Below are 14,678 nucleotides of genomic sequence, written 5' to 3'. Positions count from 1 at the left end.
GCACGGATAACCTGGACGCCGGAAAACGTCCGCGGAACAGATAGGGAAGCCGTGCGCATCGCGAGGTACTCGGTCGAGGACGAGGTCGGGTTCGGCCTGATCGACACCGATCAGGACACCGGAGAGCAGTTCATCTCCCGACTCAAGGGCCACCCCCTGCTGGGGAACGTCCAGATGACCGGCGAGCGCGCCAAACTGGAGGACGTGCGCCTGCTCTCCCCGGTCCTGCCCAGCAAGGTGGTGTGCATCGGCAAGAACTACGCCGACCACATAGCCGAGATGGAGGAGATCACGGGCGAAGCCAGCGAGGAACCGGCCGTCTTCCTCAAGCCGTCCACCGCCGTCACCGGCCCCAGCGAACCGATCTTCTACCCCGCGACCTCGAAGCGCGTCGACTACGAGGGCGAACTGGCCATCGTCGTCTCCCGCGTCTGCCGCGAGGTCCCCCGCGAGCGCGCCAAGGACGTCATCTTCGGCTACACCTGCGCCAACGACGTCACCGCCCGGGACTTCCAAAAGACCGACAAACAGTGGACCCGAGCCAAGGGCTTCGACTCCTTCTGCCCCATCGGCCCCTGGATCGAAACCGGCCTGTCCCTGGAGGAAGCCGCCGACCTCCGCCTCACCACCACCGTCGACGGCGAGACCAAGCAGGAGGGCCGCACCTCCCAGCTGATCCACGACATCCCGTCCCTGATCTCCTACGTCACCTCTTTCATGACCCTCCTCCCGGGCGACGTCCTCCTCACCGGCACCCCGGCCGGCGTCGGCCCCGTCGAGGTGGGTTCCCAGGTCACTGTCTCCATCGACAAGATCGGCGACCTGACCAACCGCGTCACAACGCGCGACTGACCCGGCGGCGGCCACGGCCTCACACCGCGACGAGGTCGACACTCCGCCCGCAGAGCCGGGACATGTCATCCGGGTCAGAGGTGATGAGCGCGACGGGCCGGGGCTGACGCAACGCTGCTTCGGCGACCATCGCGTCGATGGCGCATCGGTGGCCGTGGAGGTCCGCCTCCTTGAGAAGCGCAGCCGCGGCCCGCGCACTCTCCTTCGTCACGTCTTCGACTCGTATACGTGAGAGGACCCAGTTCATACGCGCTGTACTGACCTTCGCGTGCTGAGCCTCGATAATGGTCGCGGCCGAGATCACCAGGCCGCGATCCTCCTCGTGAGCGGCATCGATCAGCAGCATGACCTTACGGCTGCCTTCGATATATCCGGAGAGTCCAGCCGAATCGAGGACCAGCGTGCCCCTCACGCCGCCGCTCCGTGGTCGGAGGAACCGGAGGTGTCGCCCTCCCCAGAGAGAGCACGGCGTGCCCACGCTCGCTCCTCGTCGGAGAAGGAACCGTACCGCTCCTGGTAGTCAGCGATGTCCTGTGCGATCAGTTCCGCCCGAAGCCGGTGTTCCACGGCCTCGGCGATGTAGGCCGAAAACTCGCGCTTCCCGGTGATTGCTCGAACAGCCTCGGCCGTCCCTTCCGGGAGTGACAGGCTGACTCTGACTGACGGGCCGCTGCCGATGGGGTGCTCTGGATCGGACATGGCTCTAATTTATCAAAGCAAGTAGGAAAAGAGACGGGTGGTGGATTCCTCGGAGGCTTCTTGCCCCCTGGTGCCGGACGAACGAGACTATGGGCGTCTTGACGGTGGTGGTCCGCTGGAGGTCGATGGTGACGCGAGAGCACTCCTATCCCTTCATTCCGTATCGGCCGGAGCGGTATCCCGAGGAGGAGATGCTGCGGCGCGGGCGGGAGTTCTACGAGCTCATGGATCAGCGTCGGAGCGTGCGGTTTTTCAGTGACGAACCCGTTCCCCGGGAGTGCGTGGAGCTGGCGGTGCGGACGGCCAACACGGCGCCGTCTGGGGCGCATCAGCAGCCGTGGAAGTTCGTGGTGATCGGCGACGCCGAGACCAAGAAGCGGGTGCGCGAGGCCGCCGAGGCGGAGGAGCGGCAGAACTACGAGGGTGGGCGGCTGCCTGCGGACTGGCGGGAGGCGTTGGCGCCGTTGGAGACGACGTCGGACAAGGCGTACCTGGAGACGGTGCCCTGGCTCGTCGTGTGCTTCGCGGAGAAGTACGAGCCGCGCCCCGGCGGCGGCAAGCGCAAGCACTACTACGTCAATGAGAGTGTGGGCATCGCCTGCGGGATGTTCATCGCCGCCCTGCACACCATGGGGTTGTCGACGCTCACCCATACGCCTAACCCCATGGCCTTCCTCACCGAGATCTGTGAGCGTCCGTCCAACGAGCGGCCCTACATCCTCTTTCCGGTCGGGTATGCAGCCGACGACGCTGAGGTGCCGGATCTGGTCCGCAAGCCGCTCTCTGACGTGCTGATCGAGATGCCCTGATCGGGATCCGTCCGATGGTCGCCTGCCTGCGGGGCCGGACAGGCTCACGGTGCGGCTGATGTCGGCGCGGGTGCGAAGCCAGTCCGGGCACCCTCGGTGAGCTGCCGATCCACCGTTCCCCGGCCGCGTCGCCATTAGGCTGGTGAGCGTGACTGAGACTTCGATTCGTGTGCGCTTCGCGCCGTCCCCCACCGGTATGTTCCACGTTGGCGGCGCGCGATCCGCGCTCTTTAACTGGGCACTGGCCCGCCAGCAATCCGACGGCAAGTTCGTGCTGCGCATCGAGGACACCGACGCCGCGCGCAACAAGCCCGAGTGGACCGAGGGCATCATCCGCGCCCTGGAGTGGCTCGGCATCCACCAGGACGACCCGCACTTCGAGGGGCCCTACTTCCAGTCGGCCTACGCCGACAAGCACCGCGAGACCGCCGAGACCCTGTTCAAGGAGGGGCGGGCCTACTACTGCGACTGCACCCGCGACCAGGTGGTCGAGCGCCGGGACAACCCCCACCTGGGCTACGACGGCTTCTGCCGCGACCGCGGCCTGGAGCCCGGCCCCGGGCGCGCGCTGCGGTTCCGCGTGCCCGACGGCGGTCCCACGGTGGTCGACGACCAGATCCGCGGGCGGGTGGAGTTCGAGCACAGCTCGATCGAGGACTTCGTGATCGCCCGCGCCGACGGCTCCCCGCTGTTCGTCCTGGCCAACGTCGTCGACGACGTGGAGATGGGCATCAACGAGGTGATCCGCGGCGAGGAGCACCTGTCCAACACCCCCAAGCAGCAGCTGCTGTGGGAGGCGCTGGGCCAGACCCCGCCGGTGTGGGCGCACCTGCCCGTCATCGTCAACGAGAAGCGGCAGAAGCTGTCCAAGCGCCGCGACAAGGTGGCCCTGGAGTCCTACCAGGAGGAGGGCTACCTGCCCGAGGCGATGGTCAACTACCTGATGCTGCTGGGCTGGGCGCCGGGCGACGACCGGGAGATCATGCCGTGGGCCGAGATGGAGCCGCTGTTTAGGATCTCGGATGTGAACAGCTCCAGCGCCTTCTTCGACGAGAAGAAGCTGCGGGCGTTCAACGGCGAGTACATCCGCGCTCTGAGCGTCGATGACTTCGTCGAGCGCTGCCGCCCCTACCTGACGCCGGATCGGGTGCCGTGGCCGGCCGAGAACTACGACGACGAGGTGTTTCGGGCGATCGCCCCGCTGGCGCAGAGCCGGGTGGCGGTGCTCAGCGAGATCGTCCCGAACGTGGACTTCCTGTTCCTGGACGAGCCGGTCGAGGACGGGAAGAGCTGGAACAAGGCGATGAAGCCCGGTGTGGGCGCCGAGATGCTCACCGCCGCGCTGGAGCGCTTCGCCGATGCGAACCTGGCCTGGGAGGCCGAGGCGCTGAAGGCCGCGCTGGAGGAGACCGGCGCCGGGCTCGGGCTCAAGCTCGGCAAGGCCCAAGCGCCGGTGCGCGTCGCGGTTACCGGGCGCACTGTCGGGCTGCCGCTGTTCGAGTCGCTGGAGCTGCTTGGCCGCGAGCGCGTCCAGGAGCGTCTGCGCGCCGCCCTGGCGAAGCTGGAGGCCGCGGAGGACGCCGCGGCCGACACCGCGGGGGAGTAGGCGCACTCGCGCGGACCGGGGTGGCCGGGCGCACACTCGGCCGCCCCCGCTTTCAGTTCGCGAGCGCTCCAGATGTCCGCTAATGTAGTCACTGCGCCGAGGGGAGCAGGGCCCGAAAGGGACCAGGCCCCCGACGAAAGCACTGGGGTATGGTGTAATCGGCAGCACGACTGATTCTGGTTCAGTTAGTCTAGGTTCGAGTCCTGGTACCCCAGCAAGCGGCCTCCGGATATCCGGGGGCGCGGCGGGCCGGGTCTCCGGCCCGGATAGGCCCCCGTCGTCTAGTGGCCTAGGACGCCGCCCTCTCAAGGCGGTAACGGCGGTTCGAATCCGCTCGGGGGTACGCACAGGGAGAAGCTCCCACCCAGGTGGGGGCATTTTTTCTGGCATCGGCCGCGTCAGCGGCCGGTCGAATCGGGGCGATCCACCCGTCGGGTTCCGATAAGGTGGGTTCCCACGATGTCCAGGCCCCCGTCGTCTAGTGGCCTAGGACGCCGCCCTCTCAAGGCGGTAACGGCGGTTCGAATCCGCTCGGGGGTACGGAAGGCCTTCACCCGATTCTCGGGTGAGGGCCTTTTTCCATTCTTGGCGGGTGCTTTTCTCGCGATCTCTCTCCTTGCCACGAGTCGCGTGGAACGGCAGCGGGGCCGCCCCCCACGGCGTGGGCGGCCCCGCTTGGTCGTTCCGGGGTGTCCATGAGCACCGGACGGGTCGGTCGTCAGATCACCCGGATGACGTGCTTGGTCCAGGCGGAGCGCTCGTAGAGCGAACGCACATGCACGCTGTTGCCGTCCCGCGGCGGGGCGGCCTCGATGAGCTTGTTGTTGCCCAGGTAGATCGCGACGTGCGTCGTGGTGCCCGCGTCGTCGCCCTTGCCCCAGAAGATCATGTCGCCGCGGCGCATCTGGCTGACCGGGATCTTGGTGCCGGAGCGGTACTGCGCGCCGGTCCAGCTTCCGATGTCGATGCCCGCACCCTTCCAGAACGCGTAGAGGGTGAGCCCCGAGCAGTCGTAGCCGTAGCGGTTGTAGTCGTCCCCGTTGGCCGGGTTGCCGTCGGGGAAGTGGTGGATGCCGTAGGACGGGCCGCCCTTGCCGCCGCCGCCCCACGCGTAGTCGTAGCCCTTCCCGGTCTGCGACGTGGCGGCGGAGATCACCCGCTCGATCTTCTGCTGCCGGGTGCCGGACGTCGGTCCGGCCGGGCCGTTGTTGCGCCCGTGGACCCGCGAACCCCCTCCGGTGTCACCCGCCCCCGTGTCGCAGCGCGGGAGGCCCTGGACGAAGCCGTTGGTGCCGGTTTTGAGGTACTTGTCGGGGACCCAGAGGTTGTCGGTGGTCTTGTCCCAGATGGCGCCCTTGGCGGTGGCCTGGCATGTGACCTTGACGCTCTGGCCGGCCTTGTACTTGTCGACGACGGCGCCGGGGGCGTTGTTGTCCTGCCCCTTCTTCTGGCGGCCGTTGAGGTCGGCCTTGGCCTTGTAGGACTTCGGGATGCTGCACTTGCCCATGACGTAGCCGTCGGATCCGGTCTTGATGTAGGCGTCCGGTACCCAGTAGCCGTCGGTCGTGAGGCCCCAGATGGTGCTGCCCCCGTAGCTGGGGCCCTCCTCCTGGCACACGAGGGACACCATCGAGCCGGTGGGGTACATGTCGGCGATTCGGTGCTCGCCGACCTTCACGTTCGGGTCCTTGACGGTGCGCCCGTCCAGGGCCGTCTTGACGGGGAACGTCGTGACCGCCGCGGCGGCCGTTCCCTCGGTGAGCGCGAGCCCTCCGGTGAGGCTGGCGCAGGTGACGGCGCCAACGAGCAGCGCCCCCATGGTCTTCTTCAGAGACAAGAGATGTGTCCTCTCGGTGCCGTGCCACGCGGTGACAGGGCGTCGATCCGATGGGGGAGGCGTCGCGGTCGTCGCGGCGCCCGGATCGGGTGGGGGAAAGGCGGATGGAAGAACGTCGTCGTGCGCCCAGCCGAACGGGGGCGGCAGGCCGCGCCCCCGCCCCCGTGGCGTGTCCACGCGTTAGCAGCCGGTGCTGCTCTTGATGCCGGTGGCGCCGTAGTACGCGATCGCCAGGCCGTTGAGTTTGACGCGAACGGGGGTGCCGTTCTTGATCTGCTCGTAGTGCAGGTGCGGACCGGAGGAGCCGCCGGTGTTGCCGACCTTGCCGATGATGGTCCCGGTCTTGACCCGCTGGCCCTTGCGCACGTTCTGCGAGCTCAGGTGGGCGTACAGGGTGCGGACACCGCTGCCGTGGTCGATGACGATGTACCTGCCGTAGCTGGTGCTACCGCGGTTGGCCACCGTGACCACAGTGCCGGGGGCGCTGGAGCGGACGTTCTTGCCGTGCGCGTTCGGGGCCTGGAAGTCCACCGCGTTCTGCGGCCTGTGCTTCCTGTAGGTCTTGGCGGTCCAGGATTGGCCGCAGTCGAACGGGGTGCGCAGGTTGCTGGCCGACCCGCTGTCGTCTCCGCCGCCACCGCCGGCGGAGACACCGTCGGTGTCGCAGCGCGGCAGGCCCTGGACGAAGTCATCGGTGCCGGTCTTGAGGTACTTGTCGGGGACCCAGAGGTTGTCGGTGGTCTTGTCCCAGATGGCGCCCTTGGCGGTGGCCTGGCATGTGACCTTGACGCTCTGGCCGGCCTTGTATTTGTCGACGACGGCGCCGGGGGCGTTGTTGTCCTGCCCCTTCTTCTGGCGGCCGTTGAGGTCGGCCTTGGCCTTGTAGGACTTCGGGATGCTGCACTTGCCCATGACGTAGCCGCTGGAACCGGTCTTGACGTACTTGTCGGGCACCCACACGCCATCGGTGGTGAGGTCCCAGATGTTGTTCCCGGCGTAGTCCTCGCCCGGGGACTGGCAGACGATGGAGACCGAGGAGCCCTTGGGGTACATGTCGGAGACGCGCTGCTTGCCGACCTTGATGTCGACCTTCTTCACGGTTCGGCCGTCCAGGTTAGCCGACGCGGTGAAGGTCTTCACGGCCGCGCTGGCCGTTCTTTCGGTGAGCGCGAGCCCTCCGGTGAGGCTGGCGCAGGCGACGGCTCCCACGAGCGCCGTCCGCAGTGCTTTCGCGAGATTCATGGTGGTGTCGTTGTCCTTTCAGCGCCGCGCCCGCTAGGGGCGGCGTCGATCCGATGGGGGAGGTGCCGCGGGATACGGCACCCGGATCAGCGGAGGGCGGTGGGGCGTCCGCGGCGTCAGCCGCAGTGTCCCCAGCCGCTGATGAAGAGGTCGCCGCGCGAGCCGCTGGTGCTGCCCGGGCCGCCGCCCCACTTCACGCACGTGCCCTTGGCCCACAGGCGTACCGGCCCGGCGTAGTAGGCGTAGGGGCCGCCATCGTCCGCGGCGGTCGCGGAGGGGGACTGGCGTTGCAGTGACGCCCACACGCGGGTCGGCGTGCCGATGTCGCGGTTCTTGATGGTGACCGCGCAGTTCGAGCTGCCGTTGTACATCAGGTACGTCGTCGATCTGCCGCTCGGCGCCCGGTGTTGGTTTACCTGGTAGTAGCCCGAACCACACACGCTCTGCGCCGTGTAGGGGTTGGCGGCGGCGACGGCGGGGGAGGCCACGGCCCCGGCGCCGAGCCCGGCGCAGGCGATCGTGGCGACCAGCAGGGTTCGCAGGGAGTTCTTCATGTTCCGCGCAGGTCCGTCCTCGGCACTTCGGCGCCCATGCCGGGCGCGGCGGTGCACCTGTCAGAGTGGCGGGCGTCGGGCGACGCCCCAAGAAATAGCGGGGTGGATGCGTCCCCGCTCAGCCGCAGTGGCCCCAGCTGGGGCTGACCCAGGCGGTGCCCTGGCCGCCGCCCCACTTGACGCACGTGTTCTTGGCGGGGGCCTTCACGGCGGCGTAGTACTTGAAGTCGCCGCTGTCGTGGAAGGTTCCGTAATCCTTGACGTCGAGGCGGGCGAAGGTGTCCGTGGCCCTGCCGATGTTGCTGGTCTTGATGGTGGCGACGCAGTTCGAGGAACCGTTGTACATCAGGTACACGACCGACCCCCGGTCGGTGTGCTTGTCGACCTGGACGTAGCCGGAGCCGCAGGCGGCCTTGGGGCCGTAGGGGTTGGAGGCGGCCTCGGCGGGGGTGGCGAACGCGAGCGCGCCGGTGAGCAGGGTGCCGGCAGCACCGAGGGTGGCGAGGAACTTCTTCATGTGCGTTTTCCGTGTCGGATACCACCGCGCGAGTGGGGCTGCGCGGACGGGACGGCTGCCCCGCGCCGATGAGCTTTCCGCGAGGCGCTGACTCGCCCCTGAACAGTCGCTGAAAGGCCATGGGTCGACCACCCGCGTTGGGGTCTCCGTCCTGCCGACCGTGGACCGGCCGCACGCGCGGAGCGGTCGTCAATCATGCGGGTCACCCGTGCCACCAGCCGAAGGCCGCCCGGCGCGGTGGAGCGTCCGGCCTTCGGGCCGGAGCCGGTAGCAGGCATCGCTGACTCATCGCTGACTCGGGTCTGCTGGCCCGGTGGGAACTCCGTTAGAGTTCTACCCGCCAGTACACCCAGTGGCTCCGCCGGTTCCGCGGTTTCGGGGCGAGGTGGCGACCGTCGGTGGCCGTAAGGAGCGTGACCTGGACGATGGGCGTGGACCACCGCTGGGAGTTCCGTCTGCTCGGTCCGCTGCGCGTGGATTGCGCTGGCCGAAACGTCGCCCTCCGATCCGCCAAGCAGCAGGTGTTACTCGCCGCATTGCTGCTGCGGGCCGGTGACGTGGTGGCGACCGATGAGCTGATCGACACCCTCTGGGGCGAGCGCCCACCCGGAGGTGCCCGCTCGACACTGCAGGCGCACGTGATGCGGCTGCGCCGCTCCCTGCGCGGCGGTGGCGACCTCATCTGCACGGCCCAGAGCGGTTACGCGATCAGTGTGGATCCCCATTACCTCGACCTCGCCAAGTTCCACGAGCTGCGCGGGCAGGCGGCCACGGTCGCGGAGACCGGGGACCGGGCGCGGGAAGCGCGGCTGCTGAACGAGGCGCTCGCCTTGTGGCGCGGCCCCGCCCTCGCCGGGGTGGAGTCCGATCGGCTGTGCGCGGTCGCGGCCGGGCTGGACGAGCAGCGCTGGGCGACGGCCGAGCGCCGCAACGATCTGGAGCTGGAGCTGGGGCGGCACGACAAAATCGTCGACGATCTCGGGGTGCTCGTCACCGAACAGCCGCTGCGCGAGCGGTTCTGGGCGCAGCTGATGCGCGCCCTGCACTTGAGCGGACGGCAGGCGCAAGCCCTCGATGCCTATCGCCGGGCCAGCGAAATCCTCGCGGAGGAGCTCGGCGTAGACCCCAACGCGGAGCTCCGCGAGCTGCACCTGGCCGTCCTCGCCGCTTCGACCGAGCCGGTCAGCGCCCCTGCGCGCCCGGCGCCGACCGAGTCGGCGAGCGAGCCGGTGCGCGAGGGGCTCTGCCACCTTCCGCCCGCCGTGGCCGACTTCTCCGGACGCGAGGCGGACGTGGCGCTGCTGCGCTCGGCCCTCGCCGCCGACGGTCGGTGTTCCCGTGTCCACATGATCACCGGCCAGGGCGGCGCTGGGAAGACAAGCCTCGCCGTGCACGTCGCCCACCTCGTGCGGGAACACCATCCGGACGGCCAGTTCTACCTCGACCTGCGCGGAACCGGGCCGAGCCCCGTGCGCCCGGCGGAAGCACTGGACCGGCTGTTGCGCGGGCTCGGCACTCCCGGCGCCGCCATCCCCCCGTCCCTGGACCACCGCATCGACCTGTATCGGGAGCGGCTGGCCGACCGACGGGCACTGGTCATCCTGGACAACGCCGCCGACGAAGCCCAGATCCGGCCGCTGCTGCCGGGGACGTCCGCGTCCTCGGTGGTGGCGACCAGCCGCGGTGTCCTGGCCGGGCTGGAAGCGGCGCAGGTGGTGCGCCTCGACGTGCTGCCGCTGGATGACGCTCTGGAGCTGCTCCGCCGGGCCGTCGGCGAGGCGCGCGTGGCGGCCGAGCCCGACGCCGCGGCCGAGATCGCCGAGTACTGCGGGTGCCTCCCCCTGGCTCTGCGCGTAGCGGCGGCGCGCCTGGTGGCGCGGCCGCACTGGCGGCTGGCCCAGCTGGCCGCGCGCCTCTCCGACGAGCGCCGCCGTTTCGACGAGCTGCGGGTGGGCGACCTGGACGTGCGGGCCAGCCTCGCCTCCAGCTACGACGGGCTGGAGGCCCGTGAGCGCCGCGCGTTCCGGCTGCTCTCCCTCCAGGACGCCCCCGACTTCCCGTCGTGGGTCGCCGCGCCCCTGCTCGGCGTCGGGCTGGAGAGGGCGGAGGACATAGTGGAGACGCTGGTGGACGCCCGCCTCGTCGAGTACGTGGGGAGGGACGCCCTTGGCCAGGCCCGGTACCGGCTGCACGACCTCCTTCGGGTCTTCGGGCGGGAGACGGCCGAGGGTGAGCACGCCGAGCACCCCGGGAGCCGGATCGGTGCCCTTTTCGAGGTGTGGCGCGAGCTGGCCGAGCGTGCGAACGCCGCCCTGCCCCAGCAGGGGCCGCTGCTGCACGGCGCACCGCAGGTGATCAGCTGGGCGGCGCGGACGCTGGGGTCCCGGCTGGTGGAGGGGAACGAAACCACCTGGTTCGACGCGGAGTGGCACAGCCTTCGGGCGGTGGTGGAGCAGAGCGTGGACCTCGGGCTGCACGACCAAGCCGCGCGGATCGCCGCCGCCTCGGCGGCCTTCTGCGACCTGCGCGCCCGCTTCGACGACTGGGACCGGGTCAACGACATCGGTCTGGCCGAGCTCCGCCGCAGCGGCGACGCCGACCCCCGGGCCGAGGCGGTGCTGCTTCTGCAACGCGGCCTGCTGCGCGGCCGCCAGCACCGGTTCGGTGAGGCGGCCGCGGACTTCGAGCGGTCCCGGGACGGCTTTACGCGCGCGGGCGACATCGCGGGGGCCGGGCACGCCTGGCACGGCATCGGGTGGATGCACGAGTGGCAGGGGCGCCAGGACGCGGCGCGTCTGTGCCATCAACGGGCGATGGCCGACCTGGTGGAGGCGGACGATCCGCGGGGAAAGCTGGACGTGCTGTGCTCGCTCGGTGCGATCGAGCGCCGCTCGGGGGCGTTCGACGTGGCCGCTGACCTTCTGGACCGGGCGTGTCGGCTGGCGGAGGGCGCGTCGGACGGGCAGGCCAGGCTGGCGGCCGTCCTGGAGCGCGGGCGCCTTCACCAGGCCATGGGCGAGTTGGCGGAGGCACGCCGGCTCATCGAAGAGAGCCTGGCGATGGCCCAGGAACTCCACGACCCCGACATGACCTCCAATATCCGGCTGCTTCTCGCCGACATCCAGCTCGTGACGGGGAGGACCGAGGCGGCCCGCGAACAGATCGATCAAGCGCTGGACTTCTTCGATGAGATGGGCGAGCGCGCCGGCAGCGCGTGGGCGTGGCGGTTGCTCGCCGAAGCCGCACTGGTGGCCGGGGACACCGACACCGGGCTGGAGCTGGCCGAGCGGGCGGTGGCGGCGACGGCCGACCTGGGTCTGCCGCACGAGTACGCGCGTGCCCTTCGCCAGCAGGGGCGGGCCCTGGCCCGCGCCGGGAGGCTCGCGGAGGCTGAGCAACGTCGGCGGATGGCTGTCGCGGTGTTCGAGGAGGCCGGGTTCCACAGCGAGGCCGCGGGGGTGCGCGGGGAATCGGAGCGTCTCGCCGCTGATCGGTGATGCGGTTCCTCTGGGTCGGGCGCGCTGTGGGGGCGGTCACAACGCTCGGCTGTCACGAATCCGTCCGGTGCGGGGTCCTTGTGCGCGAGACCCCGTTGACCGGGGCGAGACAACAACGAGCACGGAGGAGCACCCCTATGTCCCCGACCGAAGCACGCGCACGGGCCACGGTCCTCGGTGAGCTGCCGGATGTCTACACCAGCCTGCTCGACATCGGCGCGGGGCTGCGCGAAACGCTCGACCACACCACCTACGAACTGGTCAAGCTGCGGGCCTCGTACGTGAACGGGTGCGCGTTCTGCATCGACATGCACGCGTTCGACGCGATGAAGGCGGGCGAAAGCCAGCAGCGGATGTTCCTGGTGGCGGCCTGGCACGAGGCGCGCGACCATTTCACCGAGGCCGAGCAGGCGGCGCTGGCGCTGACCGACGAGGTGACCGAGCTGGACGGCGGTGTCTCCGACGAGGTGTACGCCGCCGTCGCCCAGCACTACTCGGACCGCGAGATCGCCGCCCTCATCGCGGCGATCTGCCTGATCAACTTCTTCAACCGCGTCGCCGTCTCCACGGGGCACCAGCCGGCACGGCGATCCTGACCGGTTAGTCGTCCATGCGGCGGGGCCGCCCTTCGGCCGGGCGGTCCCCGTCGAAGCGCCGAGCGGAGGCGTCTTCCTGGGCGAGGAGGCGCAACGCCATCAGCGCCCGCTCCATCACGGCGCTGACCGCCACCGCGTACTCCACCATCTCCTCCCGGGGCGCCTCCGGGTCGAGGCAGCGCAGGTCCTCCTCGGCCACCATGCGGGCGGCCGCGGCATAGACCCGCAGCATCTCGTCTCCCACCGGCCGCCCCAGCCGGTCCATGGTCGCGATGGCACGGGCCAGCTGGTCCCGGGCCGGGGAGTGGTCGGTCACGCTCCAGCCGAGCTCGGCGAGGAGCGCGGCGGCCCGCTCCTCGGCCTCACGCTCGCCGGTGTCGTCGGCCTTGGCCGCCTTCGCGTCGGCGAAGAACGCGTGCTGGGCGGAGCCGAGCAGGTCGTGCACGTCCATGCCGCGGTCGTCGATCGCGTCCAGTGCCGCGCGGACCTTGACCAGCGGGGCGTCGGTCACCTCCACCAGCGCCCGGATCAGCCGCAGCCGCCGCAGATGCGTCGCGCCGTAGGTCGCCTGTGTCGACGAGGTCGCCTCGCCTTTAGGGAGCAGCCCCTCGCGTAGGTAGTACTTGATCGTCGCCACCGGAACGCCGCTGCGTCGACTCAGTTCGGAAATCCGCACGTGCACCCGCCTTGCCTCGGTCAATTAGATAGTACTACTCTCCAATATTGGAGAGTAGTACTATCTAATTGAGGGTTGGGCATGCGTTACGCGGTACTCACCAACGGACACCCCACGTCCATCGAAGCCGAGGCGACCGCCGACGGGCGGCTGCTCGCGTCGGTGGCCGCACCCGTGCTGGGGTGGGAGCGCGCGCCCCACGGATGGTGCCGCGGTGACGCGTGCGTCCCCGCCGCGGCCGTCGCCGGCATCGAAGAGGACGGACGCGTCGATGTCCTGGCGTTCGCCGAGGCCCAGGGCGGCATCGCCGTAGCCGACCACGACGCCGGCCTGCTCGCCGTCCTCCCCGGCGAAGACCGCGGGCCGACCGCCGGGACCGCTCCCGACGCCGAACTCGCCGACGCGGACGGCACGCCCCACCGGCTGAGCGACTACCGCGGGCGCAAGATCGCCCTGGTCATGTGGGCCTCGTGGTGCGGATGCCGCTACGACCTGCCCGCGTGGGAGCAGCGCCACCGTGAACTCGCCGACGCCGGATTCACGGTGATCAGCGTCGCGATGGACCGCAGCGCCGACGACGCCCGCCCCTGGATCGAACAGGCCGGGGCCACCCACCCCGCGCTCATCGACACCGCCGGCGAGGTCGCGGCCCTCTACGACATCATCAACGTGCCCACGGTGGTCTGGATCGACGAGGCCGGGCGCATCGCCCGACCGCAGGACAGCCAGGTCGCCACCGACCTGTTCGCGTCCATGAACGGGCTGAGCGCCGAGGAGTCGCTGCGGGCGCTGCGCCGCTGGGTACACGAAGGCGACACCGGCCTGTCCGACGAGGAGACGCGACGCCGCTTCCGCGTGCCCGGCCGCTCCGAACAGGAGGCCCGCGGGCACGCCCGGATCGCCGTCGAGCTGTACCGCCGCGGCGACACCGAGGGCGCCGAACGCCACTACCGCCGCGCCGCCGATCTCGCCCCGCACGACGTCACCATCCGCCGCGGCCTGATGAGCCTGCGCGGCGACGACCCCTTCGGCGACGCCTACTTCGCCCTGCGCGACGAACTCGCCGCCGCCGGAATCCCCATCTACCGCCCTCTTCGCCCCGCTGACAACGCCAGCGCCGCAGGGGAGGCCTGACGTGAGCAGCGCGAACAGCAGGCGCCACCACCGGTGCGCCACGCGGGACACCCGGACCGAGCAGCGACACGGCCACGGAGAAACGACGAGGGCCGACCGCACGACCAACCAGCCGCGCGATAACCTCACCGTCTTCGTGCTCGGCCTTCACGTGAACGCCTGGCACAAACCGCACCGCTGGCTTCGCGCCGCCAGACACTTCCGCCAGATGCTCGCCGAACTGGAGGCCGACCCCGCCCTGGGCCTCCTGCACTCCCGGAACCTGTTCAGCCCAAGCGGCGTCACCGTGATCCAGTACTGGGAGAGCACCGCCGCCCTGATGCGCTACGCCCACGCCGCGACCCACACGAGCATCTGGCGCGACTTCTACCGCGACCACGACCGCGCTGTCGGCATCTGGCACGAGACCTACGAGATCGGCGCACCCCAGAGCGACGACGGTAGCCGAGGATTCGAAGCCATCTACGGCGATGTCCCGGCCCTGGGCCTCGGCGCGGCCCTCGGCACCCGGCCCATCACCCGCATGTCCCGCACCGCTCCCGAACGCCTCTTCCGCGGCGCGGGCCGCACCCACGACAGGACCGTCCCGTGAGGACGGCACTGCTGGCGGCTGGGCAGCCCTTTCCCCGTCCCGCGTCAATGCCGGGACGGGCCCGACC

At 70.0% G+C, this 14,678-nt stretch carries 14 protein-coding genes and 3 tRNA genes; 10 read left to right on the top strand and 7 right to left on the bottom strand.

The features are described 5' to 3' along the window. Positions 1–51: 51 nt before the first annotated feature. A complete protein-coding gene (locus ABD259_RS17940; protein WP_344106527.1) occupies positions 52–852 on the top strand; it encodes a fumarylacetoacetate hydrolase family protein in 801 nt (266 codons plus the stop codon). Positions 853–871: 19 nt separating this feature from the next. Here the strand turns inward: ABD259_RS17940 and ABD259_RS17935 are convergent, their stop codons facing one another. Beyond that, positions 872–1,264, bottom strand: a complete 393-nt coding sequence (locus ABD259_RS17935) for a DNA-binding protein (protein WP_344164057.1) — start codon at positions 1,262–1,264, stop codon at positions 872–874. Beyond that, entirely contained in the window at positions 1,261–1,551 is a 291-nt protein-coding gene (locus ABD259_RS17930; protein WP_344164054.1) for a hypothetical protein, read from the bottom strand. Before ABD259_RS17930 ends, ABD259_RS17935 begins: the two co-directional genes overlap by 4 nt. Positions 1,552–1,640: 89 nt before the next feature. Between ABD259_RS17930 and ABD259_RS17925 the strand changes: the two genes are divergently transcribed. The 5 genes from ABD259_RS17925 to ABD259_RS17905 all read left to right on the top strand — a co-directional run bounded on the left by ABD259_RS17925 (position 1,641) and on the right by ABD259_RS17905 (position 4,506). After that, the gene (locus ABD259_RS17925) at positions 1,641–2,360 is read left to right on the top strand and encodes a nitroreductase family protein (protein ID WP_344164051.1); all 720 of its coding nucleotides are present in this window, start codon (positions 1,641–1,643) and stop codon (positions 2,358–2,360) included. A 148-nt stretch (positions 2,361–2,508) separates the two neighbouring features. Next, entirely contained in the window at positions 2,509–3,966 is a 1,458-nt protein-coding gene (gene gltX / locus ABD259_RS17920; RefSeq protein ID WP_344164048.1) for a glutamate--tRNA ligase, read from the top strand. A gap of 143 nt (positions 3,967–4,109) precedes the next feature. Next, positions 4,110–4,181 (top strand) — tRNA-Gln (locus ABD259_RS17915). A 55-nt stretch (positions 4,182–4,236) separates the two neighbouring features. Beyond that, a tRNA-Glu gene (locus ABD259_RS17910) sits at positions 4,237–4,309 on the top strand. A gap of 124 nt (positions 4,310–4,433) precedes the next feature. After that, a tRNA-Glu gene (locus ABD259_RS17905) sits at positions 4,434–4,506 on the top strand. A gap of 178 nt (positions 4,507–4,684) precedes the next feature. Here ABD259_RS17905 and ABD259_RS17900 read toward each other — a convergent pair. The 4 genes from ABD259_RS17900 to ABD259_RS17885 form a co-directional block, all read right to left on the bottom strand. Next, positions 4,685–5,803, bottom strand: a complete 1,119-nt coding sequence (locus ABD259_RS17900; RefSeq protein WP_344102693.1) for a C40 family peptidase — start codon at positions 5,801–5,803, stop codon at positions 4,685–4,687. A gap of 180 nt (positions 5,804–5,983) precedes the next feature. Then, positions 5,984–7,045, bottom strand: coding sequence for a M23 family metallopeptidase (locus ABD259_RS17895; RefSeq protein ID WP_344102695.1), 1,062 nt, complete (start codon positions 7,043–7,045; stop codon positions 5,984–5,986). 116 nt (positions 7,046–7,161) lie between these two features. Continuing rightward, the gene (locus ABD259_RS17890; RefSeq protein ID WP_344102697.1) at positions 7,162–7,599 is read right to left on the bottom strand and encodes a hypothetical protein; all 438 of its coding nucleotides are present in this window, start codon (positions 7,597–7,599) and stop codon (positions 7,162–7,164) included. Between the two features lie 118 nt (positions 7,600–7,717). Then, positions 7,718–8,116, bottom strand: a complete 399-nt coding sequence (locus ABD259_RS17885) for a hypothetical protein (RefSeq protein WP_344164045.1) — start codon at positions 8,114–8,116, stop codon at positions 7,718–7,720. A gap of 413 nt (positions 8,117–8,529) precedes the next feature. Between ABD259_RS17885 and ABD259_RS17880 the strand changes: the two genes are divergently transcribed. Continuing rightward, on the top strand, positions 8,530–11,613 hold the full coding sequence (locus tag ABD259_RS17880) for an AfsR/SARP family transcriptional regulator (protein ID WP_344164042.1): 3,084 nt from the start codon (positions 8,530–8,532) through the stop codon (positions 11,611–11,613). Positions 11,614–11,750: 137 nt separating this feature from the next. Beyond that, a complete protein-coding gene (locus tag ABD259_RS17875) occupies positions 11,751–12,209 on the top strand; it encodes a carboxymuconolactone decarboxylase family protein (RefSeq protein WP_344102703.1) in 459 nt (152 codons plus the stop codon). 4 nt (positions 12,210–12,213) lie between these two features. On the opposite strand, the gene ABD259_RS17870 is transcribed toward ABD259_RS17875, so the two are convergent. After that, complete coding sequence (locus ABD259_RS17870) at positions 12,214–12,885, bottom strand: MerR family transcriptional regulator (RefSeq protein WP_344164039.1); 672 nt, start codon at positions 12,883–12,885, stop codon at positions 12,214–12,216. Positions 12,886–12,966: 81 nt separating this feature from the next. Between ABD259_RS17870 and ABD259_RS17865 the strand changes: the two genes are divergently transcribed. Both ABD259_RS17865 and ABD259_RS17860 read left to right on the top strand, forming a co-directional pair. Continuing rightward, positions 12,967–14,019 carry a redoxin domain-containing protein gene (locus ABD259_RS17865; RefSeq protein WP_344102707.1) on the top strand — a complete coding sequence of 351 codons (1,053 nt, stop codon included), beginning with the start codon at positions 12,967–12,969 and terminating at the stop codon, positions 14,017–14,019. A gap of 1 nt (position 14,020) precedes the next feature. Next, on the top strand, positions 14,021–14,611 hold the full coding sequence (locus tag ABD259_RS17860) for a DUF4188 domain-containing protein (RefSeq protein WP_344102709.1): 591 nt from the start codon (positions 14,021–14,023) through the stop codon (positions 14,609–14,611). Positions 14,612–14,678: the final 67 nt, after the last annotated feature.

Source organism: Nocardiopsis rhodophaea (assembly GCF_039530945.1).
Lineage (GTDB): Bacteria > Actinomycetota > Actinomycetes > Streptosporangiales > Streptosporangiaceae > Nocardiopsis_C > Nocardiopsis_C rhodophaea.
Note: the sequence above shows the minus strand (reverse complement) of the source record. Positions and strands in the feature narration are given on the sequence as shown.